General features: G+C 73.7%; 24 protein-coding genes. 13 read left to right on the forward strand and 11 right to left on the reverse strand.

Translation table 11 applies throughout. The annotated features are described in order from the left end of the window. Nucleotides 1–1,113, forward strand: a complete 1,113-nt coding sequence (locus AB5J54_RS39225) for a PP2C family protein-serine/threonine phosphatase (RefSeq protein WP_369148742.1) — start codon at nt 1–3, stop codon at nt 1,111–1,113. A 33-nt stretch (nt 1,114–1,146) separates the two neighbouring features. On the opposite strand, the gene AB5J54_RS39230 is transcribed toward AB5J54_RS39225, so the two are convergent. Next, nucleotides 1,147–2,640 (reverse strand): APC family permease, encoded by a 1,494-nt coding sequence (locus AB5J54_RS39230; RefSeq protein WP_369148744.1) that lies wholly within the window; start codon nt 2,638–2,640, stop codon nt 1,147–1,149. Nucleotides 2,641–2,988: 348 nt separating this feature from the next. Here AB5J54_RS39230 and AB5J54_RS39235 point away from each other — a divergent pair, with 348 nt between their 5' ends. Then, nucleotides 2,989–4,872 (forward strand): CocE/NonD family hydrolase C-terminal non-catalytic domain-containing protein, encoded by a 1,884-nt coding sequence (locus AB5J54_RS39235; RefSeq protein ID WP_369148745.1) that lies wholly within the window; start codon nt 2,989–2,991, stop codon nt 4,870–4,872. 56 nt (nt 4,873–4,928) lie between these two features. Here the strand turns inward: AB5J54_RS39235 and AB5J54_RS39240 are convergent, their stop codons facing one another. Both AB5J54_RS39240 and AB5J54_RS39245 read right to left on the reverse strand, forming a co-directional pair. After that, the gene (locus AB5J54_RS39240) at nt 4,929–6,293 is read right to left on the reverse strand and encodes an NtaA/DmoA family FMN-dependent monooxygenase (RefSeq protein ID WP_369148746.1); all 1,365 of its coding nucleotides are present in this window, start codon (nt 6,291–6,293) and stop codon (nt 4,929–4,931) included. Next, nucleotides 6,290–7,417 carry an LLM class flavin-dependent oxidoreductase gene (locus tag AB5J54_RS39245; protein WP_369148747.1) on the reverse strand — a complete coding sequence of 376 codons (1,128 nt, stop codon included), beginning with the start codon at nt 7,415–7,417 and terminating at the stop codon, nt 6,290–6,292. The genes AB5J54_RS39240 and AB5J54_RS39245 overlap by 4 nt, the downstream gene beginning before the upstream one ends. A gap of 458 nt (nt 7,418–7,875) precedes the next feature. Here AB5J54_RS39245 and AB5J54_RS39250 point away from each other — a divergent pair, with 458 nt between their 5' ends. Beyond that, nucleotides 7,876–9,048 carry an alpha/beta hydrolase family protein gene (locus AB5J54_RS39250; protein WP_369148748.1) on the forward strand — a complete coding sequence of 391 codons (1,173 nt, stop codon included), beginning with the start codon at nt 7,876–7,878 and terminating at the stop codon, nt 9,046–9,048. 18 nt (nt 9,049–9,066) lie between these two features. On the opposite strand, the gene AB5J54_RS39255 is transcribed toward AB5J54_RS39250, so the two are convergent. From AB5J54_RS39255 to AB5J54_RS39265, 3 genes are all read right to left on the reverse strand, one after another. Next, nucleotides 9,067–9,651 (reverse strand): nucleosidase, encoded by a 585-nt coding sequence (locus tag AB5J54_RS39255; protein WP_369148750.1) that lies wholly within the window; start codon nt 9,649–9,651, stop codon nt 9,067–9,069. A 103-nt stretch (nt 9,652–9,754) separates the two neighbouring features. Continuing rightward, the gene (locus AB5J54_RS39260; RefSeq protein WP_369148752.1) at nt 9,755–11,155 is read right to left on the reverse strand and encodes a VWA domain-containing protein; all 1,401 of its coding nucleotides are present in this window, start codon (nt 11,153–11,155) and stop codon (nt 9,755–9,757) included. Further along, complete coding sequence (locus AB5J54_RS39265) at nt 11,152–12,039, reverse strand: AAA family ATPase (RefSeq protein WP_369148754.1); 888 nt, start codon at nt 12,037–12,039, stop codon at nt 11,152–11,154. The genes AB5J54_RS39260 and AB5J54_RS39265 overlap by 4 nt, the downstream gene beginning before the upstream one ends. A 168-nt stretch (nt 12,040–12,207) precedes the next feature. On the opposite strand from AB5J54_RS39265, the gene AB5J54_RS39270 reads away from it, so the two are divergent. Beyond that, nucleotides 12,208–13,323, forward strand: coding sequence for a PP2C family protein-serine/threonine phosphatase (locus tag AB5J54_RS39270; protein ID WP_369148755.1), 1,116 nt, complete (start codon nt 12,208–12,210; stop codon nt 13,321–13,323). 136 nt (nt 13,324–13,459) lie between these two features. Continuing rightward, on the forward strand, nt 13,460–13,825 hold the full coding sequence (locus tag AB5J54_RS39275) for a luciferase family protein (protein ID WP_369148757.1): 366 nt from the start codon (nt 13,460–13,462) through the stop codon (nt 13,823–13,825). Between the two features lie 64 nt (nt 13,826–13,889). Here the strand turns inward: AB5J54_RS39275 and AB5J54_RS39280 are convergent, their stop codons facing one another. Beyond that, nucleotides 13,890–14,381 (reverse strand): PaaI family thioesterase, encoded by a 492-nt coding sequence (locus AB5J54_RS39280; protein WP_369148758.1) that lies wholly within the window; start codon nt 14,379–14,381, stop codon nt 13,890–13,892. A 107-nt stretch (nt 14,382–14,488) separates the two neighbouring features. On the opposite strand from AB5J54_RS39280, the gene AB5J54_RS39285 reads away from it, so the two are divergent. Together AB5J54_RS39285 and AB5J54_RS39290 are read left to right on the forward strand one after the other, a co-directional pair. Next, nucleotides 14,489–14,965 (forward strand): winged helix-turn-helix transcriptional regulator, encoded by a 477-nt coding sequence (locus AB5J54_RS39285; protein ID WP_369148759.1) that lies wholly within the window; start codon nt 14,489–14,491, stop codon nt 14,963–14,965. Between the two features lie 96 nt (nt 14,966–15,061). Further along, a complete protein-coding gene (locus tag AB5J54_RS39290; RefSeq protein WP_369148760.1) occupies nt 15,062–15,919 on the forward strand; it encodes a YhjD/YihY/BrkB family envelope integrity protein in 858 nt (285 codons plus the stop codon). Nucleotides 15,920–15,968: 49 nt separating this feature from the next. Here AB5J54_RS39290 and AB5J54_RS39295 read toward each other — a convergent pair whose 3' ends face one another. Then, a complete protein-coding gene (locus AB5J54_RS39295) occupies nt 15,969–16,820 on the reverse strand; it encodes an ABC transporter permease (protein WP_369148761.1) in 852 nt (283 codons plus the stop codon). Then, on the reverse strand, nt 16,817–17,725 hold the full coding sequence (locus tag AB5J54_RS39300; RefSeq protein ID WP_369148762.1) for an ABC transporter ATP-binding protein: 909 nt from the start codon (nt 17,723–17,725) through the stop codon (nt 16,817–16,819). The genes AB5J54_RS39295 and AB5J54_RS39300 overlap by 4 nt, the downstream gene beginning before the upstream one ends. A 134-nt stretch (nt 17,726–17,859) precedes the next feature. Between AB5J54_RS39300 and AB5J54_RS39305 the strand changes: the two genes are divergently transcribed. The 3 genes from AB5J54_RS39305 to AB5J54_RS39315 all read left to right on the forward strand — a co-directional run bounded on the left by AB5J54_RS39305 (nt 17,860) and on the right by AB5J54_RS39315 (nt 20,439). Next, nucleotides 17,860–19,128 carry a sensor histidine kinase gene (locus AB5J54_RS39305; RefSeq protein WP_369148763.1) on the forward strand — a complete coding sequence of 423 codons (1,269 nt, stop codon included), beginning with the start codon at nt 17,860–17,862 and terminating at the stop codon, nt 19,126–19,128. Then, nucleotides 19,125–19,805 (forward strand): response regulator, encoded by a 681-nt coding sequence (locus AB5J54_RS39310; RefSeq protein WP_369148764.1) that lies wholly within the window; start codon nt 19,125–19,127, stop codon nt 19,803–19,805. Before AB5J54_RS39305 ends, AB5J54_RS39310 begins: the two co-directional genes overlap by 4 nt. Nucleotides 19,806–19,935: 130 nt before the next feature. Further along, on the forward strand, nt 19,936–20,439 hold the full coding sequence (locus tag AB5J54_RS39315; protein ID WP_369148765.1) for an NUDIX domain-containing protein: 504 nt from the start codon (nt 19,936–19,938) through the stop codon (nt 20,437–20,439). 43 nt (nt 20,440–20,482) lie between these two features. On the opposite strand, the gene AB5J54_RS39320 is transcribed toward AB5J54_RS39315, so the two are convergent. Then, complete coding sequence (locus AB5J54_RS39320; RefSeq protein ID WP_369149605.1) at nt 20,483–21,007, reverse strand: hypothetical protein; 525 nt, start codon at nt 21,005–21,007, stop codon at nt 20,483–20,485. 118 nt (nt 21,008–21,125) lie between these two features. Here AB5J54_RS39320 and AB5J54_RS39325 point away from each other — a divergent pair, with 118 nt between their 5' ends. The 3 genes from AB5J54_RS39325 to AB5J54_RS39335 all read left to right on the forward strand — a co-directional run bounded on the left by AB5J54_RS39325 (nt 21,126) and on the right by AB5J54_RS39335 (nt 22,639). Next, nucleotides 21,126–21,788 (forward strand): DUF6629 family protein, encoded by a 663-nt coding sequence (locus tag AB5J54_RS39325; RefSeq protein WP_369148766.1) that lies wholly within the window; start codon nt 21,126–21,128, stop codon nt 21,786–21,788. Between the two features lie 11 nt (nt 21,789–21,799). After that, on the forward strand, nt 21,800–22,012 hold the full coding sequence (locus tag AB5J54_RS39330; RefSeq protein ID WP_369148767.1) for a hypothetical protein: 213 nt from the start codon (nt 21,800–21,802) through the stop codon (nt 22,010–22,012). A 123-nt stretch (nt 22,013–22,135) separates the two neighbouring features. Beyond that, nucleotides 22,136–22,639, forward strand: coding sequence for a peptidylprolyl isomerase (locus AB5J54_RS39335; RefSeq protein WP_369148768.1), 504 nt, complete (start codon nt 22,136–22,138; stop codon nt 22,637–22,639). 117 nt (nt 22,640–22,756) lie between these two features. Here the strand turns inward: AB5J54_RS39335 and AB5J54_RS39340 are convergent, their stop codons facing one another. Further along, the gene (locus AB5J54_RS39340) at nt 22,757–23,005 is read right to left on the reverse strand and encodes a type B 50S ribosomal protein L31 (protein ID WP_190103166.1); all 249 of its coding nucleotides are present in this window, start codon (nt 23,003–23,005) and stop codon (nt 22,757–22,759) included. Nucleotides 23,006–23,104 lie beyond the last annotated feature (99 nt).

The raw sequence follows: 23,104 nt of genomic DNA on the forward strand, positions 1-23,104 counted from the left end.
ATGCCCGTAGCCGGTCACCGCAGCCCTCCCGGCACGGCGGCGCGCACCCAGTTCAACCTCGGTCGCGCCCTGCCCTTCCTGGTCCTGATCCTGACGGTCGTCGTCGATCTGGTCACCCCCGAGCGGGAACGGTTCGACCGTCTCCTCGTCGCCGCGCCCGCGCTCGCCGCCGTCACCTGGAGCGTGCTCGGGACCATCGGCATCGGACTGCTCGCCGTGGCCGTCCGGGCGCTGCTCAGCCCCGCCCGGGAGGGGGCCACCGCCCGTGATCTCATCGCCAGCGAGACGGTGCTGGTGATGGTGACCGCCGTCGCGGCCTGGGTCAGCCGGGTCAGGACCCGGTACGAGCAGGACCTCAGGGAGGTCACCGCCGTCGCCGAGGTCGTCCAGCGGGTCGTCCTGCGCCCGCTGCCCGAACGCCTCGGACGCTTCGAACTGCACCTGCTGTACGTCGCGGCCGCGGCCAAGGCGAGGATCGGCGGCGACTTCTACGAGGCCGTCAGGATCCCCGGCGCGGTGCGCGTGATGCTCGGCGACGTCCAGGGCAAGGGCCTCGGCGCCGTCGAGACCGCCTCCGTCCTGCTCGGTTCCTTCCGCGCCGCCGTCCACGAGGCCCGCGACCTCGCCGCCCTCGCGGACCGGCTCGACGAGGGCCTCGCCCGCTACGGCGCCTGGGACCCCGACTCGGACGCCGCCGAACGCTTCGCCACCGTCGTCCTGGTGGAGCTCCCGGACGGCCGGGACGTCGTACGGCTCCTCAGCTGCGGCCACCCCGCCCCGCTGCTCCAGCGCGCGACCGGCGTCGAGCCCGTGCACTTCGCCGACCCGTCGCTCCCCGTCAACCTCGCGGGCCTCGCCGAGAACCACCACCGGATCGAGGAGGTGCCCTTCGGGCCCGGGGACCGGCTGCTCCTCTACACCGACGGCGTCAGCGAGACCCGCGACCGGGCCGGCACCTTCTACCCGCTGGAGCTGCGCCTGCGCGGCTGGGCCAGGGAGCCGGCCGCCGAGCTGCCCGCGCTCCTCCACCGCGACCTCGCCGCCTACGGAGCGGGCGGCCTCGACGACGACGTCGCCGCCGTCGTCGTGGACCGCCCGCCCCGCACCGACTAGTCGGGCCCGGCCGCTCGGCGGCACCGGACGGACTCAGTTCTCCGTGACGGACACGGCCGTGACGGCCGTGCGGCCGTCCTGGAAGAAGCGGCGGTGGCGGATGCGGACGAGCAGCATCACGAGGCCTCCGAGGACGATCGAGCCGACGCCGAGGAGGAAGACCCCGCCGACTCCGCCGACGGACGTGGAGCCGTAGCCGGGGTCTGCCATGTCGTAGGCGCTGCGGACGAACGCCGCCAGCATCATCAGGCCGCCGGTCGCCGGGAGGACGCCCTTGACCAGCAGGTCGCGCGGGGAGTTCCGCAGCTGCCGGCGGAAGTACCAGGCGCAGGCGAAGCCGGTGACGCCGTAGTAGAAGGCGATCAGGAGCCCGATCGACAGGATCGCGTCGCCGAGGAAGTCGGCGGAGACCAGGGTGAGCAGGACCAGGGCGACGGCCGCGGCGGTTCCGCAGAACACCGTCCCGAAGGCGGGCGTGCCGAAGCGCCGGTGGATGCGTCCGAAGGCGCCGGGCAGGGCGCCGTGCGCGCTCATCGAGAGCGTGCTCCGAGGGCTGGAGCCCGCGCAGGTCAGCAGGGCGCCCACGGCCGAGACGGCGATGGCGAGGGTGACGGCCTTGCTCGCGGGGCCGCCGAGGACGGCCGGGGCGAGGAGGGAGAGGACGTCGGCCGCGTTCTCCGCGTTGCCGAGTCCGAGGCCTCCGGTGCCGGTCCCCGCGAAGGAGATCGCGGCGAACGCGGTGAAGAGGTAGGTGACGAGCAGGATCAGGGTGGAGGCGACCGCGGCCCTGCCGGGGGTGCGGTCGCTGTCGACGGTCTCCTCGTTGAAGGTGATCAGGGCGTCCCAGCCCCAGTAGATGAAGAGACAGAGGAGCACCGCCTCGGCGAAGGAGCCGAAGTCGTCGAAGGCGAAGGGGGAGACCCAGCTCAGCGAGGGGGCGGCGGCGCCGTCCCGGGCGAAGGCGGCGACGCCGAAGGCGAGCATCGCGAGGAGCTGGAGGCCGAGCATCGCGTACTGCACATGGGCGGCGAGCTGGATGCCCCGGTAGGCGACGACGACGACCAGGGCGATGAGGGCGACGGCGAGGGCGGTCACGGCGAGGGTGCTGCCGGCCGCCGCGTCGAGCCCGAGGAGGACGAGGATCGCGGAGGCGCCGACCTGGGCGAGCGCGGTCATCGCGAGGACGGTCGCGACCAGGACCGTCCAGCCGCCCGCCACCCAGCCGACGGCCGGGCCGAACGCCCGCGTGTTCCACACGAAGGTCGTGCCGCAGTCCGGCATCCGCCGGTTCAGCTCCCGGAACGCGAAGGCCGTGAGGACGATCGGCACGAAGCCGAGGAGCAGGGCGGCGGGGGCCAGGTCGCCGACCACCAGGGTCACCAGACCGAGGGTGATCGCGATGCTGTACGCGGGGGCGACGGAGGCGAGCCCGAGGGCGATCGTGGCGAGGAGACCGACGGAGTTCCCCCGCAGCCCCTTCCCGCCGGGTGGTGCCGCGGGGCGCGGGATGTCGGATGCGCTGGTCATGAGGGCCTCCTGGGGCAAGCGTACGGACGTGCCGCTTTCGTTAAACGGAGATTTAAGGAACGGCTCGTGGTGCGGTCAAGGCCCCGGGCTGTATCTTTTGGTTTCGATTTAGCTCATGAGTCGGAGGAGGGTCCCGATGGCGCGGGACGGGGCAGGCCGTCGAAGGCCCGGCCGGGCGGCGAGGCCGCTGTGCAAACATCGGCTCCGGGGCGGCTTGTGTCGTTGACGCCCGGTTGCGCGTCCCGTGCGCCGTTCGTGCGCTCTGGTCGCCCCGTTCCCGGTACGTGAGGCTTGCGTGCATCCGCAGAGCGGACAGCCAGCAGCGCCAGTCGAGAGGAACGGGTGCACGTGCCCCAGGACACCCCCTTCGTCAACGGATCGTCCGAAGAATTCCCCGGCTTCCCGGGCATCACGGCGGGCCTCACCACTGCCGAGGCCTCCCGCACGACCGGCCGCGGCCTCTGGGCCGCCGACGGAACCGTCGACCCCGACGTCGTCCGGCTCGCCCAGACCCTCACCACCGCCCTCCTGAACGGAGACGTCGGCGAACTCCCCGCCGAACTCGCCGCGCACATCGAGGAGGTACGGGGCCTCGCCCTGCCCGGGTACCACCGCATCGAGGCCACGGACGGCATCCGGCTCTCCGCCTTCAGCCTCCGGCAGCTGGGCCCCGGCCCGCACCCGCTGGTCGTCGTCCCGGCCGGCTGGACCCCGTTCGGCTGGCCGCTGTTCCTCCGGGCCTACCTCGCCCTCGCCCGCAGGGGTTACCACGTCCTGGCCTACACACCCCGCGGCCTCGGCATCCCCGGACTGCCCTCCACCTCCGAGGGCTTCGTCGACGTCGCCGGACCCCACGACTGGGCCGACGGCTCCGCCGTCATCGACTTCGCGGACGACCACCTCGCGCCGAGCGTGATCGGCTTCCTCGGCGAGTCCTACGGCTCCGGCATCAGCCAGCTCGTCGCCGCCCACGACGACCGCGTCGCCGCCGTCGTCGCCCTCAGCACCTGGGGGAACCTCGCCACCAGCCTCTACGACCACGACACCCGTCACCTCGCGGCCGTGAAGGCCCTCCTCGCCCTCACCGGCGGCCCGGTGGAGAGCAAGTTCGACGAGGCGAACCGGGAGATCCTCGCCGACTTCCTCGCCGACCGGAACCTCGACCGGGTCGTCGAGTGGGGCAGGCTGCGCGCCCCCGAGTCGTACCTCCACCTCACCAACGACAACGAGACCCCCACCTTCTTCTCGAACACCTGGCACGAGGGCCTCTTCGCCGTCAACCAGCTCCTGGAGACCTTCGACGGGCTCGACGTCCCCAAGCGGCTCAACCTCTGGATCGGCGACCACGCCGCCCCCGAGGGGCCGGGGCTCATCGGCACGGAGCCCGGCAGGACCAACGTGCCCCTGGCCGAGGCGTACGCCTGGCTCGACCACCACCTCAAGGGCGAGCGCAACGGGGTGGAGGACTGGGAACAGGTCTGCAACCAGGTCATGTTCACCTACGTCACCGAACCCGTCCTCGACCCCGACACCGGCGAGCCGACCGGCGAGAACCGGATCGTCGAAGAGGCCCACCGGGAGCACCGCGCCGACTGGAGCCGGGTCACCACCGGCGTCGAGGTGTTCGGCCTCACCGGCGACGGCGCGGGCGGCACCGACGGCCGGCTCCTCCCCGCCGGGGAGACGACGGCTCCCTCCGAGGTCACCGGCTGGCGCCGAGCGTTCCTCGCGGGCGTCGACACCGAGGCCACCGTCATGGACGCCCTCATGAAGACCGGCCAGGCGGAACGGGCCGGCAGCCCCAAGACCTACGACACCCGCAAGATCGACCGGCGGCACGCCCTCGTCTGGACCACCGCACCGCTCACCGCCCACGAGGGGGAGGGCGCGTCAGGCCGCCGCGTCCGGGGCGTCCCGCGACTGCGCCTCACCGTCCGCTCCACCGCGACCTCCGCCTGCCTGATCGCCCACCTCTTCGACGTCGCCGAGGACGACACGGCCCGGATCATCACCCACGAACCGCTCAACGTGTACGGCCTCACGCCCGACCAGGACCGCACCGTGACCTGGAAGCTCCAGGCCGCCGCGTACGACATCGCCGCCGGACACCGGCTGATCCTGGTCGTCGACAGCAAGGACCCGCTGTACGGGGACGCCTCCGTCACCTGGACCCAGACCGTCATCAGCTCCCCGGAGGACGCACCGGCCTTCCTGGAACTTCCGCTGGGCTGAGGACGGCCGCACGACGGAGGCGGGTGGCGGGAATCCGCGCACCCGCCTCCGCGGTGTCACGCCACCGGCGCGAGCCCCAGATGCTCCCGGAGCGTCGTCCCCGTGTACGACGTCCGGTACACGCCCCGCTCCTGGAGCTCCGGCACGAGCAGCTCGACGATGTCGTCGAGTCCGTCCGGCACCAGGTACGGCGAGATGTTGAAGCCGTCGACGGCCCCGTGCCGCGCGAACCGGGCGAACGTGTCCGCGAGCCCCGCCGGGGTGCCGACGTGGCCGTGCTGCGGACCGAGCTCGATGACCGTCTCGCGCAGCGACCAGCCGTTGGCATCGGCCTTCGCCCGCCACTCGGCCACCGTGTCCAGGGTCTCGCCCAGCTGACGGGTGCCGAACTTCCCGTCGTACGCGGCGACCACCGGATCCTCGGCGGGCAGCGGACCGTCCGCGTCCCGGCCGGACAGGTCGAAGCCCCACAGCCGGCTCGCGATGCCCAGCGCCACGGCGGGGGTGACCTGCTGGAGACGGACCCAGCGGGCCTTCTCCTCCGCCTCCTTCTCGGTGGCCCCGATGACGATCTCCGTGCCGGGCAGGATCCGCAGGGCGTCCTCGGGCCGCCCGGCCGCCCGCAGCCGGCGCCGGATGTCCTCGGCGAAGGCGAGCGCGTCGTCGAAGTCGTCACCGTGCGCGGAGAAGATCACGTCCGCGTTGCGGGCCGCGAAATCCCGGCCGTCGCCGGAGTCGCCCGCCTGGAAGATCACGGGATGCCCCTGCGCGCTGCGCGGGAGTGTCGGCGCCAGATCGACGTCGAAGTGGTCGGTCCGCGTCCGTACGCGTCCCACCGCATCCGGCACCGACCAGGACCGGGCATCGGTGGATCCCGCGACCGCGCCCTCCGCCCAGCCGTTCCACACGGCGCGCGCGACGGAGAGGAACTCCTCGGCGCGCCGGTAGCGGTCGGCGTGGTCGAGGAAGCCGCCGCGGCGGAAGTTCTCGCCGGTCCAGGCGTTGTGGGTGGTCACCATGTTCCAGCCGGCCCGCCCGCCGGAGAGCAGGTCGAGTCCGGCGAGCCGCCGGGCGAGGTCGCCGGGCTCGTTGAAGGTGGTGTTGGAGGTGGAGACGAGACCGATCCGCTCGGTCGCGGCGGCGAGCGCCGACAGTTGCGTGATCGAGTCCGGCCGGCCGGCGACGTCCAGCTCGTGGATGCCGCCCTCCGACTCGCGCAGCCGCAGGCCGTCACCGAGGAAGAAGGCGTCGAAGAGCCCGCGTTCGGCGGTCCTGGCCACCCGCAGGAAGGTCGCCGGGTCGATCTGGGAACCGCTGGACGGGTCCGACCAGATCGTCCAGTGGTTGACGCCCTGGACGAAGACACCGAAGTGCAGCTGGGCGTCCGGGCGCGGGACGCCGTCGAGGTCGGCGCGGGTCATCGGGTCTCCTCCCGGACGAGCGTGGCGGCACCGTCGGTCGTGAAGCGGCTGAGGGGCCGGGGGAGGCCCAGGGAGGTGCGCAGGGTGGTGCCCGGCAGCGGACGCGCGGCGATCCGCCGGGCGAACAGCTCGGGCAGGACGAGACGGGAGAGCACGGCCAGGTCCTCGTCGAGGACGAGCGGATGCAGCCGCACCCCGTCCACATGACCGCCGAGCTCCGTCAGGAGGTCGAGCAGACCGGCGGCGGAACCGGAGTACCGCAGCCGGCCCCGGCCGCCGTCCCACGGGGTGTACCGCTCCAGGTCGGCGATCCGCTCCCGCGCCGTGGCGCCCGGGGTGTCGAGGGCGACCTCGATCTCGGCGAAGGCGAGCGGCGCCCCGGCGGCCGCGGCCGCCTCGCCCACCTCGGCGGGCGTCGCACCGCCGACCAGCGCCACATCGGCGAGACCGGCCGGGACGAGACCCGCGGGGGCGAGGACGACGGGCCGGCCCTGCGGCGGACGCGGCACGATCGACGGGCCCTTCACGGAGTACGTCTCGCCCGTGAAGTCGATGGCGTGGAGCCGCGAGCGGTCCAGGTAGCGGCTGGTGGCCACCGACCGTATCACCGCGTCGTCCTCCCACGAGTCCCACAGGTCCCGTACGACACGGAGACCGTCGCGGGCCTCGCGGGCGATCGCGTCGGCGCCCTCGACGAGCGGGCGCCCCCAGGCGCGGGCGGCGGCGGGGTCCTCCTCGGTCCCGACCACCCAGCCGGCCCGGCCGGCCGAGACGTGGTCGAGCGTGGAGAGCTGCGAGGTGATGTGGAACGGCTCGGCGTACGTGGTCGCCACGACCGGAGCGACGCCGAGGACGCTCGTCGAAGCGGCCGCGAACGCCGCCCGCTCCACCGCGCCGATCCGTCCCACGGGACCGGACTCGGCGGCGGACCCGTCACCGGGCGGCAGGATCGAGTCGTCGAGGGTGACCAGGGTGAAGCCGGCGTTCTCGGCGGCGGCGGCGACCCGGGCGAGCCGACGCGGGGTCAGCAGCTCGCCGGGGGAGTGCGCGGCACGGCGCCACGCGGCCGGATGGGCACCGTCGCCGTCGATCTCGACGGCCAGGTGCAGGGCAGGGCGGGGCATGGGAGTCCTTCCGAACGACAGGGACGCACGACGGCGCGGCAGCGGTGCGGAGCACGGCTGCGCGGGGCCGGGCGACGGGACGTCACGGGACGCGCGGACCCACGCGGAGCGGGGTCAGGCGCGAAGGGAAGGACAGATGGCCGAGGAGGTACGGCAGTAGTCGACGTGCCGACGGCAGACGAGACGGGTGCTCGAACGGGCGGAGACGTGCGCCGTGGTGAGCGTTGCGAACACGTGCGCCTCCCCCCGGTTCCGGTCCCGTCCCGGGTGCGGACGGTGACTCCTCACCATAGGCAGCCCGCCTTCGGCACTGTCAAGATCGTCTCGAACGCCGGGACGTCAGGCGGGTCACGTCCCGCCAGGCGCCCCGCACCGGACACCGGGTCAGACCCCGGACTGATAGAAGGTCGCCCCGTGGACGGACGCGCCGGTCCGGTACCGGCGCCTAGCGTGCCCACATGATCCGATTCACCAGGGCGGCCGCGGCCGCCGTTCTCGTCTGCTCCCTCGCCTTACCCGCGGGCGTCGCCGCGGCGGCCGACACGGACCGGCCCACCACGGGCGCTCCGGCGCAGGTCGCACGGCCCGCCACACTGCCGGAGCCCACCGGGCCGTACTCCGTCGGCAGCACGGTCCTGCCGCTCGTCGACCACTCCCGAACCGATCCATGGGTGCCCACCGCCGACGGCCGCGCGCTCATGGTCACCCTCCACTACCCGGCCGCCCACCCCGGCGGCGGCCGCCCCGCCCCGTACGCCACCCGGGACGAGGCGCGGCTCCTCGCCGAACAGCTCGGGCCCGGTGTCTCCGGCGACGTCCTCGCCCGCACGCGCACCCACAGCAGGGCCGACGCCCGGCCCGCGCCCGGCCGACATCCCCTGGTGCTGCTCTCGCCGGGATTCAGCGTCTCCCGCTGGACGCTCACGAACCTCGCCGAGGACCTCGCCTCGCGGGGCTACGTCGTCGCCTCCGTCGACCACGCCTACGAGTCGTACGGGATCAGCCTGCCCGGCGGCCGTACCCTCACCTGCGTCGCCTGCGCGGCCCTCGACGGGGGCGGGGTGCACGGCAGCGTCGTCACCACGACCCGTGCCGCCGACATGCGGTACGTCCTCGACCGGCTCACCGGGCCCGAGCCCGCCTGGCGGTACGCCGGTGTGATCGACGCGCGCCGCGTCGGCATGGCCGGCCACTCCATCGGCGGGGCGAGCGCCGCCACCGCGATGGCGGTCGACCCGCGGATCGACGCCGGCGTCGACATGGACGGCTCCTTCTGGGAGGACCTCCCGGCGGAGGGCCTGCGGGGCCGCCCGTTCCTGATGCTCGGCACGCACGACGAGATGCACCTGCCCGGCGGGAAGGACGCCAGCTGGGACCGGACCTGGTCCCGGCTCGACGGCTGGAAGCGCTGGCTCACGGTCGCCGGGGCCGAGCACTTCACGTTCTCCGACGGTCCCGTGATCCAGCGTCACTTCGGACTGCCCCAGCCCGAACTGCCCGCCGACCGGGCCGTCGCGGTCACCCGAACCTATGTCGCGGCCTTCTTCGACCAGCACCTGCGCGGGATCCCGCGCCCGGTCCTCGACGGCCCGACGCCCGCGAACCCGGAGGTCCACTTCCAGCACCGCTGACCCGCGGCGGGGCGGGGGTCAGGAGCGGTACGGGGTGTTCGCCTCCGCCCAGTCGGCCAGCGCCCGCGCGCACTCGGCGACCGATTCGCGCCAGGTGCGCGCGGCACCGTCACCGGCCTCGTCGCTGACGTGCTTCACGATGCGCAGCGGGACCCCGGCGAGCTCCGCGGCCGCCGCGAGCGCGTACCCCTCCATGTCGACCAGGGGCGCCCGCTCCGCGAGCCGGGCGCGGGCCGCCTCGTCCGAGACGAACGTGTCGCCGGTGGCGAGGACCACGTCACCGCCGTCCGGCAGCGTCAGCGGCGCGCCGTACGTCTCGCCGGTCAGCGTGGCGAGCAGCTGCCCGTCGAGGTCGTGCTGCAGCACCGTGCCGACGACGTGCGTCCCGGTCCAGCCGGACCGCAGCGCCCCGGCCGTCCCCAGGTTCACGATCCCGGACGGCCGGGGCCCCCGGCCGAGCACGGTCGCGAGCGCGGTGGCCGCGTTCACCTTGCCCATGCCGGTGAGCAGGACGGGCAGCTCCGTGTCGAGGAACTGCGCCTCTTCCTTGACCGCGAGGACGAGCAGGGGCCGGTCGGCGGTGATCTCTCCCAAGAGTTCCATGGGGGCCACGCTAGTTCGAGGGCCCGCCCGTCGTACAACCGGGCGGGCCTCGACCTGGCGAAACACCCGGCCGGTACGGGTCCCCGCCGGCCGTGCCCCGCCCTCAGACGGGCAGCAGCCGGCCGATCAGCTCCCCGAGCTGGCGGGCGTTGCGGCAGGGGCGCATCTCCACGAGCTCCGCGTAGGCCGGGGCCACCGAGTCGCCCGTGCCCCAGAGCGAGGGCTGCTCGGGGTTGAGCCAGTGGACCCGCCGCGCGCGGTCCGCGACGGTCCGGAGCGCCGCGAGGTTCGGGTCGGCGCCGTTGGTGCGGGCGTCGCCGAGGACGAAGACCACCGTGCGCGGGCCGACCGCCTCCGCGTACCGCTCGGCGAACTCCCCGAGCGCCGTCCCGTAGTCGCTCTGCCCGTGCCAGCCCGTGAGCTCCGCCTCCGCGAGGATCCGGTCGCCGAGCCCCGCCGGGTCGGCCGCGCCCCGCGCGATGAGCCCGGTCACCTCGTCCACCCGGTTGACGAAGGCGAAGACGCGCACGCGGCTGAACTGGTCGTGCAGAGCCTGCACCAGGAGCATCGTGAACTGGGCGAACCCGGCCACCGACCCCGACACGTCGCACAGCAGGACCAGCTCGGGACGGCGGGGACGGCGCCGTCGCAGGACCGGGCGCACCGGCACGCCACCGGTCGACAGCGAGCCGCGCAGCGTCCGCCGCAGATCGATCTCCCCGCGCGCCGCCCGGCGCCGCCGCGCGGCGAGCCGGGTGGCGAGCTTCCGCGCCAGCGGCCGTACCGTACGCCGCAACTCGTCCAGCTGCGCCCGCCCGGCGAGCAGGAAGTCCACGCTGTCCGCCGTCCCCGCGACCGCCCGCCGCGCGACCCGGTCACGGCCCTGCCGCTCGGCGACGCGCCGCCGGGCCTCGGTCCGCACCCGCTCCCGGAAGGCCTCGATCCGCCGCCGGATCTCGTCGTCGAGGAGCCGCTCGGTGAAGTCGGGGTCCTCGTCCGTGGCCGCCGCCCGCAGCCGGTCGCGCACCCGGGCGAGCAGGGTCTCGGGGCGCAGCCGGGAGAGCGTCCGGTACGAGGACCAGCCGTCCGACTCCGGGCCGGAGCCGTAGCCGCCGAACCCGCCCACCGCCTCCGCGGCCAGCCGGTCGAGCGCGGCGCCGTCACCGGCGGTGAGGGCCTCCGCGAGCCGGTCCCGGAGCGCCGCCAGGTCCGCGGCGGTGTTCTCGTACGTCTCGCCCGGTCCGGGAGCGCCGCCGAGCGGGAAAAACAGATCGAAGACCTGGTCGAACACCCTGCGCCGGCCCTCTCCGTGGAGCAGCGTCGCCGCCAGCGCCTCCCGGACCCGCTCCCGGTCGGCGAACCCGACCGCTTCGAGCGCGAGGCCCGCGTCGACGGTCTCGCCGGTGCCGATCCCGAACCCGTGCGCGCGCAGCGCCGCGACGAGCCCGGTGAGCCGCACCGCGACCCCGGCGGGGGCCACGGGACCGGCGGCCGACCCGCTCACACCGCGTCCAGGTCGAGCTTGGCCGCCGCCTTCACGATGTCCTCCTGGTGCTTGAGGAGCACGCCGAGGGTCTCCCGTACGACCCGCTCGTCCAGCCGGTCCGCGCCGAGCGCGAGCAGCGTGCGGGCCCAGTCGATCGTCTCCGACACGGACGGCACCTTCCGCAGGTCCATCGCCCGCAGCGCCCCCACGACCCGCACCACGGACGCGGCGAGCGCGGCGTCCAGACCCGGCACCTTGAGGGTCACGATGCGGCGTTCCAGCTCTTCCTCGGGGAAGCCGATGTGCAGGAAGAGGCAGCGCCGGCGCAGCGCCTCGGACAGCTCGCGGCTCGCGTTCGAGGTGAGGACGGTGAACGGCCGCCGCTTCGCCGTGATGGTGCCGAGCTCGGGCACGGTCACCTGGAAGTCGCTGAGGACCTCCAGGAGCAGCCCCTCCACCTCGACGTCGGCCTTGTCGGTCTCGTCGATGAGTAGCACCGTGGGCTCATCGGAGCGGATGGCGGTGAGCAGCGGCCGGGGGAGCAGGAACTCCTCGCCGAAGATGTCCGTGCGCGTCTCGTCCCAGGACTCGCCCCGGCCGGCGGTGATCCGCAGCAGCTGCTTGGCGTGGTTCCACTCGTACAGCGCGCGGGACTCGTCGACGCCCTCGTAGCACTGCAGCCGGACCAGGCGCGCCCCCGTGACCTCGGTGACGGCCTTGGCGAGCTCCGTCTTGCCGACGCCCGCGGGGCCCTCGACGAGCAGCGGTTTGCCCAGCCGGTCGGCGAGGAAGACGGTGGTGGCGACGGCCGGCGACGCCAGGTAGCCGGTGGTGGCGAGCCGCTCGGCGACGTCGTCGACGGAGGTGAAGAACCCGGTCGTGGTGGTTGATCCGGTCGTCATGCTGTCCCCCCGGGAAGCGAAAACTCGTACTGGCCAGTAGCCTCAGGTGTACTTGATCAGATCGGGCACCACCGCACAACCGTCCCGGGCGCGCTCCGTGCCGCGCGCGGGACGGCGGCCGCTGGTGCAATGGGGGGACCGGGTGCACCGCACGGCGGTGGAGGTGTCGTGGCGGAAGAGGACGAGGCCGCTCTGACCAGGGCGCGGGCCCTGGAGCAGGCGATCGGCGAGATCGGTACGACGCTCGACGCGGCGACCACCTGCCGTGAGCTCGCGGCCTTCCTCGCGCGGCATCTGCACGGCTCCGCCACGGTCGATCTCCTCGACGAACCGGGCGGCCCGGTCCGGCGGGCGGCCTCGGCGGGCGCGGCCGGGACGGCGGACACCGGCGGTGGCGACCGGCCCCCCAGCCTCGCCGTACCCCTCGCCGTCCACGGTGAACGCCCCCTCGGGGCGGTGATCGTCACCCGCCGCGGCCCCGGTTTCACCGCCGGCGAGGTCGCGGTCCTCCGGCACACGGTCCGGCTCGCCGCCCGCCACCTCGGCCACGCCCGCCGGCTCGTCGAGACCGAGGAGACCGCCCTCCACCTGCAGCGGGCCCTCGTCGCCGAACCCGGTCTGCCGCACCCCAACCTGGAGATCGCGGGCAGTTACCTCCCGGCGGGTCCGCACGCCCTCGTGGGCGGCGACTGGTTCGAGACCGTACGGCTCCACTTCGGCCGCAGCCTCCTCGTCGTCGGCGACGTGATGGGCCACGGACTCGACGCGGCCGTGGACATGAACGCCTATCGCGCGCTGCTCCGCGAGGTCGCCGGGACCGATCTGCCGCCGCACCGGGTGCTGCGCCACCTCGACTCCGTCGTCGCCGATGACGACGCCCGTCGGCCCGCCACCTGTCTGATCGTCCGGGTCGACCCGGTCCGTGGCGCCGCCACCTTCGCCAGCGCCGGGCACCTCCCGCCCGCCGTGTTCGGCGCGGACGGCTCCGTGGAGATCGTCGACCTCCCGGTGGGGCCGCCGCTGGGCACCGGCGTCGGGGGCTACGAACCCACCACGCGCCCGCTCACTGCCGGGGAGACCCTGCTGATGTTCACCGACGGCCTCGTCGAGCGGCGCGGGGAGGACGTCGACGTCTCGCTCGCCCGCCTCGCCGCCCTCCGGCTCCCCGCTGACTCCGGCCCCCAGCAGGTCGTCGAGGAGGTGCTCCACCGGCTCGACGCCCACCACGCGGAGGACGACGTGGCCGTCCTCGCGGCCCGCATCCGCGCCCGCCCGGCACCCTGACGCAGAGTCACATCCTCCCCACGCGCCGCCGTGACGCACGGTCACACCACCCCCGCCGACGACGTGTTTCCCGCCGCGGCGGGATTGTTGCCGCAGGACGCTTGTGCGCGGCCCCGCCGCCCGGCACGCTCCTCGTATGAACACGGCCAGGCATGCCAGTGAACGTCTGATGAGCTGGCCCTCGCTGACCCCCGGCCGCGCCCATTGCGGCGCCGAGCTCGGACTGGGCACCGGGACGCAGGAGATCGTCCACTTCCACGGCGAACACGAGGCGGACGTCCACCTCACCCGCGCCATGGTCGCGAAGCTGCGCCCCGCGCTCCTCGGGTCGAGCGCGGTGAGACTGCGGGCCGGATCGGGCTGGGTGACGGTCCGTCTGGACATGGGCTCGGACATCGACCTGCTCGCCACCCTGGTGAGCGCCGCACTCCAGGCCAACGGCGTCCCCGACGTCGCCCCGGACGGCTGCACCCGCACCCGTCCGGTCTCCGGCACCCGCTGAACCCGCCGTCCCAGGGGCTGTCTGACGATTCCCGCCGGGTCCGGCGCGAATGGTCGGACAGCCCCTAAGACGGCACCGGGAACAGCATGCAGGTGCTGGTCGCGTGACCGAGGAGACGGTCCTCCGCGTCGTACAGGCCGGCCTCCGCGAGGGCCGTGCGGCGCCCCTGCGACAGCACCGTGCCGACGGCCCGGATCTTGCCCGTGTCCATCGTGATCGGGCGGAGGAACCGCGTCGACAGGTCGAGCGACGTGTACGCCATGCCCTGCGGCAGCGTGCTGTGGACCGCGCAGCCGGCTGCCGAGTCGAGCAGCGTCGCGTACACGCCCCCGTGCACGCTCCCGATCGGGTTGTAGTGCTCCTCGCCCGGTTCGATCGCGAACACCGCGCGCCCCGGCTCGACCTCCTCCAGCGCGAATCCGAGGAGGGCGGCGATCGGCGGCGCGGGCAGCCTGCCCGCCACCATCTCCCGCAGGAAGTCGATTCCCGCCATCGACATCGCGGCCCGCGCGGTGGCCCCGGCGTCCTCCCACTCGACCGTGCGTGACCGCCCCATCACCACTCCACTCCACTCACTGTCCGACCCATCTGGCTCTGTATGGCGAAGCTAGCCGTCGTGTCAGCTGACTGTCAACGACAGAGTCAGGTGGCTACAGTGGGCGCATGAACTGGCTGGATACGGATACGGAGAACTGCCCGGTCCGCCGTGCCCTGGACGTCGTGGGCGAGAAGTGGAGCCTGCTCATCCTGCGCGAGGCCTTCAACGGCGTCCGCCGGTACGACGAGTTCCGCCAGCACCTCGGCCTCTCGGAAGCCGTCCTCGCCGACCGCCTCCGCAAGCTCGTCGCGGCCGGCGTGCTGCGCAGTGAGCCCTACCGCGAACCGGGCACCCGCACCCGCCACGAGTACCGCCTCACCCCCAAGGGCGTCGACCTCTGGCCCGTACTCCTCGCCCTCAAGCAATGGGGAGACACCCACGCCGCCGAGCCCGAGGGCCCCGTCCTCGACATCCGGCACGCCGACTGCGGCGCCCCCGTCCGCGTCGTCGTCCAGTGCGAGGGCGAGGAGCGGGCCACCCTCACGGCCCGCGACGTCACCGTCCGCCCGGGACCGGCGGCCCGCCCCCGCCGCGCCGGCTGACACCCCGCCGGCCCCGGCCCCCACGCCTTCGTCCACCCCACCCGTTCGGCCGCACCCCTGCGATGCCCCGGCGTCCGGCCGGGTACCTCACCAGGCATGCCCTCCACACCCGGTCCGCCGCGCGACGGTGCCCCCGCCGAACACGGCCACTGGTTCGCACGGCTCCACGCCCGCGTCCTCAGCTCGTCCGTCGGACTCGCCTGGAGCCGCGGCCGGGCCATGGAACTCATGCACCGGGCCATGGGCTTCGCGGCGCTCAGCCTGCTCACCCTCGTCCCCCTGCTGATCGTCGTCGCCGCCGCCGACCTCGCCAGCGGCCAGGGCTTCGCCCGCTGGCTGGTCCAGGGCCTCGGCGTCTCCGACGTCTCCGAGGAGGAGGTCGAGCGGCTCTTCGGCCAGCCGGGACAGGCCCTGCAACGCACCACCGCCTTCGGCCTCGCCGCCCTCGCCGCCTTCGGCGTCACCTTCGGATCCGCCGTGCAGACCGGGTACGAGCGGGTCTGGGACCTCCCCACCGCCCGCTGGCACACCATGTGGCGGCACGTCGTCTGGCTCGCCGTCCTCGTCGCCTCCCTGCTGCTCTTCGTCGCCTTCCCCGCACCCGACAACGCCCCGGCGGGCATCACCACGGTCGTCGCGCTCGGCGACCTCCTCGGTACCTTCGTCTTCTTCTGGTGGTCCCAGCGCTTCCTGCTCTGCGGCCGCATCCGCTGGCGCGCCCTCGCCCCCGGCGCCGTCCTCACCGCGCTCGGCCTCCTCGGGCTGCGGATCTTCTCGCAGCTGGTCTTCTCCCCGCTGATCGCCTCGAACGCCGTGACGTACGGCCAGTTCGGCACCGTCCTCGTCCTCCAGTCCTGGCTCGTCGGCGTCGGCTTCGTCGTGTACGGAGGCGCCCTCGTCGGGCGCCTCGTCCACGAACACCTCGTCCGCCGCAGGCTGCGACGCCCCGTGTGACCGCCGCCGGTCCCGGCGTCCGACCGCCACTGGTCCCGGCGTCCGGCCGCTACTGGTCCCGGCGCCGGACCGCGAGGACCGTCACCACCGCCCCGCCGAGCACCCACAGCGCGTACACCAGCCACGCACCGCCCGCCGACCAGGGGAACAGCTCCTGGGCGGGCGGGCCGGCGTCCGCGAGCCGCTGCCAGGCGTGCAGCGGCGTCGCGTGAGCGAGCACCGCCGTCAGATGACGCCGGTCCGTCAGCACCGCGGGCAGCAGCAGGACCAGGACGATCGAGCCGACGATCGCGCCCGCGCTCTTCCGCAGCAGCGCGCCGACCGCCATCCCGGTCACCGCGCACACCGGGGCGAGCAGCGCCGAGGCCACGACGATGCGCGGCGCCCCGGGATGGGTGATCGGGAGCCCGATGCCCCGCGTCGACAGCACCGCCTGGGTCGACCAGAACGAAGCGGCCGCGACCACCGCACCGAACAGGATCTGCGCCACCGTCACGACCAGCACCTTCGCCGCCATGAGCGCACTCCGCGCCGGCACCGCCGTGAACGTCGTACGGATCAGCCCGCTGCTGTACTCGCCGACCACCGCGACCGCCCCCATGGCGGCCGAGGAGAGGATCAGGACCAGCGCCGCGTTGTACGTGAAGGCGTCCCAGAGCGCCATGTCGTTCGCCACGAACTCGGCCCGGCTCCCCTCGTCGTACTGCAGCCAGTAGCGGTAGTGGTCCCAGGCGGTGCCCAGATTGAAGGCGACCACGGCGAGCGCCCCGAGCAGCAGCGACCAGCCCGTCGAGCGCAGCGACCACAACTTCAGCCACTCCGATCCCACCAGGTCGCGGAAGCGGGCACGGGGCTCCACCACGGAGGCCCCGGGAACCACGGGAAGATCGAGGGTCGTCATCGGGCGTCTCCTGCCAGGTACTCGACGCTGTCGGCGGTCAGTTCCATGAACGCCTCCTCCAGGGAGGCGGTGCGGGTGGTCAGCTGGTCGAGCAGCACCCGGTGCTCCAGGGCCAGTTCGCCGATGCGGGCCGCCGGGAGCCCGGTCACCGTCAGCAGACCGGCCTCCTCCTCGACCTCCGCCCCCTCCCCGAGCAGCAGCGCCGTCATGCCGGCCCGGTCCGGCGTGCCGACCGTCACGCTCAGGCGCCTGCCCCGCGCGGCGAACTCCGCCAGACTCTCCGCCGCGATCAGCGCTCCCCGGCCGATGACCACCAGCTCGTCGGCCGTGTGCTCCATCTCCGTCATCAGATGGCTCGACACGAAGACCGTGCGGCCCTCCGCCGCGAGCCGCCGGAACAGTCCCCGCACCCACTTCACGCCCTCCGGGTCGAGCCCGTTCAGCGGCTCGTCGAACAGCAGCACCGGCGGGTCGCCGAGCAGCGCGCCGGCGATGCCGAGCCGCTGCCGCATGCCCAGCGAGTACCCGCCGATCCGACGCCCGGCCGCCCCCGAGAGACCCACCTCCTCCAGGACCTCGTCGACCCGGGAGACCGGGATGCGGTTGCTGCGCGCCAGGACCGCCAGATGCGCCCGGGCGGTCCTGCCGCCGTGCACGTCCCCGGCGTCGAGGAGCGCGCCGACGTGCCGCAGCCCGCGGGCCCGGTCCGCGAACGGCCGCCCGTCGACCGTCACCGACCCGCTCGTCGGCGCGTGCAGGCCCAGGATCATCCGCAAAGTGGTGCTCTTGCCCGAGCCGTTGGGGCCGAGGAATCCGGTGACCCGGCCCGGCCGGACGGTGAAGGTGAGCGCGTCGACGGCGGTCGTGGCGCCGTAGCGCTTGGTGAGTTCCCTGACTTCGATCATGTGCACCACCGTGCCGTCCGAGCCCGGCGCCGGGCATCAGCCCCGTACGGACAATCGGCACGGCCCCCTGTCACCCCCGGTCGTACACCCTCGGTCCGATGCCCCGGGCCAGGGCCGCCGTTTACGATCACCGCATGCCCGCCACCCCGTCAGCACCGTTCTTCAAGAGGGTCACGCCCGGAGGGTGGGCCGCCGTCGCCTGGGGCGCGGGCATGGTCTTCACCGCCCTCCTCCGGATCCGCGTGCCCGGCCAGGAGGGGCCGGACGTCCTGCCCGGCTTCGTCATCCTGCGCTGGGACGGTCTCCTCATGCTGGCCGTCGGCACCCTCCTCACCCTGCGCGGCAGCGCCCTCCTGACCCGCCGTCCCACCGCCGCCCTCACCTATTTCCTCGTCGCCCCGGTCATCGCCTCCACCCCTCTCGGCGTCACCGCCGTCCCCTTCGCCCAGTACCTCGCGGTCGACGTCGCTCTGTACGCCATCGCCGCCGCCCGCCCCCGCCGCGAGGCCTGGCGGGCGCTCCTGCTCGCCCTCGGCCTCCTCGTCGTCTACCTGGCCGTCCGGGTGCTCGCCGGCTGGCCCGCCGGCACCACGGGCACCCTGGCCGTCGCGCTCGTCGCCCTCGTCGCCTGGCTCCTCGGCCGCTCGGAGGGGCAGGCCCGGGAGTACGCGGAACGGAGCCGCGCGCAGGCCGCCGAACAGGCCGTCACCGCCGAACGCCTCCGGATAGCCCGCGAGATGCACGACACCGTCGCCCACAGCATCGGCATCGTCGCCCTCCAGGCGGGCGCCGCCCGGCGCGTCATCACGACCCAGCCCGAGGCCGCCCGGCAGGCCCTCGGCGAGATCGAGACGGCGAGCCGCGAGACCCTGGCGGGCCTGCGCCGGATGGTCGGCGCCCTGCGCACGACGGAGCCGGAGACGGCGACAGAAGCCGAGCGCGCCCCGTACGCCTCCGTGCCCTCCGCCGACCTTCCCGGCCTCCCCGAGATGCCCGGCCTCGCCGCCCTCGACCGGCTCGCCGAGCTCACCGGGAACGCCGGCGTCCGGGTCGCCGTCCGCCGCCTCGGAGCCCCCGGCCCCTTGCCCCCGGACCTCGACCTCTCCGCCTTCCGGATCGTCCAGGAGGCCGTCACCAACGTCGTACGGCACTCCGGCGCCGACCACTGCACGGTCACCGTCGACCACCGCGACCCCGAGTCCCTCACCGTCACCGTCGAGGACCGCGGCCCCGTCCCCGGCCACGCGCGCGTGAGCACCGGCCGGGGCTCCGGATACGGCCTGACCGGGATGCGGGAGCGCGTCGCGGTGCTGCACGGAGAGTTCAGCGCGGGACCCCGCCCCGGCGGCGGCTTCCGCGTCACCGCCCGTCTTCCCCTGCCTACAGGAGCCACCACCCGATGAACCAGACCACCGCGGAGCAGCCGGTCCGTGTCGTCCTCGCCGACGACCAGCCCCTGGTGCGCACCGCGCTCCGGATGGTCGTCACCGACACCACGGACCTCGTGGTGGTCGGCGAGGCCGCGAACGGCGCCGAGGCCGTCCGTCTCGTCGAGGAGACCGGCGCCGACGTCGTCGTCATGGACCTGCGGATGCCGGGTACGGACGGCATCGAGGCCACCCGGATCATCACGGAGGGCCCGACGGGCGCCCGCGTGGTCGTCCTCACCACCTTCGACGACGACGACCACGTGTACGCGGCGCTCCACGCGGGCGCGTCCGGATTCCTCGTCAAGGACATGGCCCTGGACGACATCCTCGCCGCCGTCCGAGTCGTCGCCTCCGGCGACGCCCTCATCGCGCCCAGCGTCACCCGGCGCCTCATCAAGCAGTTCACCGACCGCCCCAGGACCGTGCCCGCGCCGCCGCGCCGCCGCGCCGAGGGGATCACCGACCGGGAGCGCGAGGTCCTCACCCTCGTCGGGCGCGGCCTGTCCAACGCCGAGGTCGCCGCCGCCCTCCACATCAGCATCGCCACCGCGAAGACCTACGTCACCCGGCTGCTCGCCAAGCTGGACGCCCGCGACCGCGTGCAGCTCGTGATCATCGCGTACGAGGCGGGACTCGTCTCCGCGGCCTGACCGTTCCGCCGCCCGACCGTCCGGGGGCGCGCTCACACGATCCGGTGATCCACTCGCGAGCCGCCGGGCGGCCCGCCCCGGACCGCTTGGATGGAGGGGACCCATCCGGTCCGTCGAGAGAGAGCCGCCCATGGCGAACACCTGGCTGCCGCCCGCCGAGTACGTCGACACGCTGCCGAGAGCGACCGCGTACGCCTGCCTCTACTTCACCGACACCGCAGGCCGCCCCTTCCAGCTCCGGGCCACCTACCAGACCGAGCTGTGGCAGTGGCCCGGCGGCAACATGGACCCGGGGGAGACGCCCTGGGAGACCGCCGTGCGCGAGTGCCACGAGGAGACCGGCCTCGTCTTCACCGGCGCGCCGCGGCTCCTCGCCGCCCACTTCGTCACGGATCGCGGGGAGGACTGGCCGGCCAACCACATCGGCTTCATCTTCGACGGGGGCGAGCTGACGGACGAGCAGATCGCCGCCGTCGTCCTCGACCCGGAGGAACACAGCGAGTACCGTCTGCGGACCCTGGACGAGTGGGAGCGGGAGATGAACCCGCGCGAGTTCGCCCGCCTCGTCGAGATCGACCGGGCGCGGAGGTCCGGATCGACCGTGTACGTGGAGACCGGCGCCACCGGAGCGTGACGGTGGGGCCCGTCCGACGGGACGGGCCCCACCCGGGGGGCGTTCAGCCCCGGCAGCCCACCATCGGGTGGGCGATGTCGACGACGAAACGCTCCGGCGAGTGCAGCCGGAAGGTCTTGTACACGGGCTTGGTGTCGAAGGCGGCTCCGATGGTGACCACGCCCTCGAAGTCGCCGGTGAGCGCGACCCCCTTGAGCGCGGGCAGATGGATCTTCAGCAGCCGGGGGCCCTGGTAGACGGACCGCCCGGAGTCGTCGTGGGCGGCGGCGGGGGAGAGCTTGATCTCCAGGAAGTGCTTCCCCGCCAGCGGGACCCTGTTCCCCGATCCGTCGTAGTGCAGCGAGCGGGTCTGGTGGACGGTGACCGCGGGCATGGCGCCCCGGACGTCGATCACGAGCCGGTCGAAGGTGGAGTGGCCGCCCCAGCGGGCGTTGACGACCAGGGCCGTGGCCGGGGTCGAGGTGCTCAGGGTCGGGGCGTTCGCCGCGCCGGCCGGGATCGTGGCGCCGATTCCGGCGGTCATCAGGATTCCCGCGGCGACGGCCGCGAGGGTGTGGCGGTGCTGCATGACGTCCCCCAATTTCTGCTGTTCCGGGGACAGAGGTGTCACTGGCAGAGACATCCATGACAACCATACGGTTCCGCCCGATATGAGGGATATGGCAGTGATGGGGTAAAAGTTCGTCATGTGTTGGAGTGCGACCGCCGATCTCTGGGCGGGCCTCGGGATCGGCGCCGTCGGCGTCGCCGCGCTGGCCTCCGTACGCCGCCCCGGGGACGCGCCGCTGGCCGCCCTGCCCCTGCTCCTCGCCGCCCACCAGATCGTGGAGGCCGCCGTCTGGCACGCCGACGGAGGCACCGGGACCGCCACCCTCGCCTGGGCCGTGATCGCCCTTCCCCTGCTGTCCCTCTGGGTGCCGCTCGGCGTCCTGACCTCCGCCCGTCCCGCCGACCGGCCGCGCCTCCTCCTCCCGCTCGCCGCCGGCCTCGTGACCGCCGCCGGCCTCGCGTACCGCCTCGCCACCCGCCCCGTCTCGGCCGAGATCCATGGCCACACCCTCGGCTACGCGGTCGACCTGCCGTACGCCCCGGTGGTCCTCGCCGGATACCTGCTCGCCACCGTCGGCGCCCTGCTGCTCGCCCGTGACCGGCTCCTGCGGATCCTCGGCCTGCTCACCGGCGCCGGAGCGCTCGTCTGCGCCCTTCTCTGGCGCACCGCGTTCGTCTCCACCTGGTGCGCGCTCGCGGCCGTCGCCTCGCTGCTGCTGCTCGCCTGGGTGAGAGGGCGACCGCGAACTGCGCGCGCGGATCCGCTCCCGTCCGACCGTAACCCGACGGCATCTCAGTAGTTGACCAGGGCATGAAGAAGCGCAGCATGCTCGCCATCGCCTCCCTCGCCGCAGGCGTCGTCACCGCCCTGGTCACCCCGCCGCCGCAGGCGAACGCCGCCGAGAGCCCGCTCGGCGGCGCCACCGGCCTGCTCCAGGAGGACCAGACCGCGGACGTCCTCCACGAGACCGTCCAGGGCGCCGAGGGCGCTCTCCAGAACCAGCAGGGCGGCGGACTGCTCTGACCTCCGTGCCAGGTGGCGACCGGTGCCCCGCGCTCCCCAGGGAAAGCGGGGCACCGGCACGCCGTGACCCGGTAGGAGGCAGCCCGTGCGCGCGCCGTGCGCGAGTAATGACAGGATGTCCCCATGAGCGACAACGTTTACTTCGACATCACCATCAACGACGAGCCCGCGGGCCGCATCACCTTCAAGCTCTTCGACGACGTCGTCCCGAAGACGGCGCAGAACTTCCGCGAGCTCGCGACCGGCGTGCACGGCTTCGGCTACGCCGGTTCCCCGTTCCACCGCGTCATCCCGCAGTTCATGCTGCAGGGCGGCGACTTCACCCGCGGCAACGGCACCGGCGGCAAGAGCATCTGGGGCGAGAAGTTCGATGACGAGAACTTCAAGCTGAAGCACGACCGCCCGTTCCTGCTCTCCATGGCGAACGCCGGCAAGAACACCAACGGCTCGCAGTTCTTCATCACCACGGTCGTCACCGACTGGCTCGACGGCAAGCACGTCGTCTTCGGTGAGGTCGTCGAGGGCCAGGACCTGGTCAAGAAGATCGAGTCCCTCGGCTCCGCCTCCGGCGCCACCAAGGCCGCCATCAAGGTCGCCGAGTCCGGCATCGTCAAGTCCGAGGCCTGATCGCCCTCGTGAGCTGAGCGAGGGCCCGGCGCCTTCGCACGCCCACCCGGCAGGGGCGGGGACGCGGTCCATCGGATCCGCGCCCCCGCCCTTCGCCGTGTGCCCGGTGCCGGTCGGTCAGTCCTCCTCGCCGAAGCGCCGCTGGAACTTGGCGATCCGCCCCTCGGAGTCCACGGTCCGCGCCGTACCCGTGTAGAACGGGTGGCTCTCGGAGGAGATCTCGACGTCGATCACGGGGTACGTGTTGCCGTCGTCCCACTCGATGGTCCGGTCACTGGTCGCGGTGGACCGGGTCAGAAACGCGTATCCCGCCGAGCGGTCGCGGAACACCACGGGGCCGTACTCGGGCTGCTTGTCCTGCTGCACGTGTCCTCCTCGGGCTGCCGCCCTGGCTCGTCCGGCCTGATCGGCACGGCACCACCCAGCCTCCCCGCGCCCAGGGCCCCCGACCAGCGCCACGGGCCC

The sequence above is a fragment of the Streptomyces sp. R44 genome (assembly GCF_041053105.1).
GTDB lineage: Bacteria > Actinomycetota > Actinomycetes > Streptomycetales > Streptomycetaceae > Streptomyces.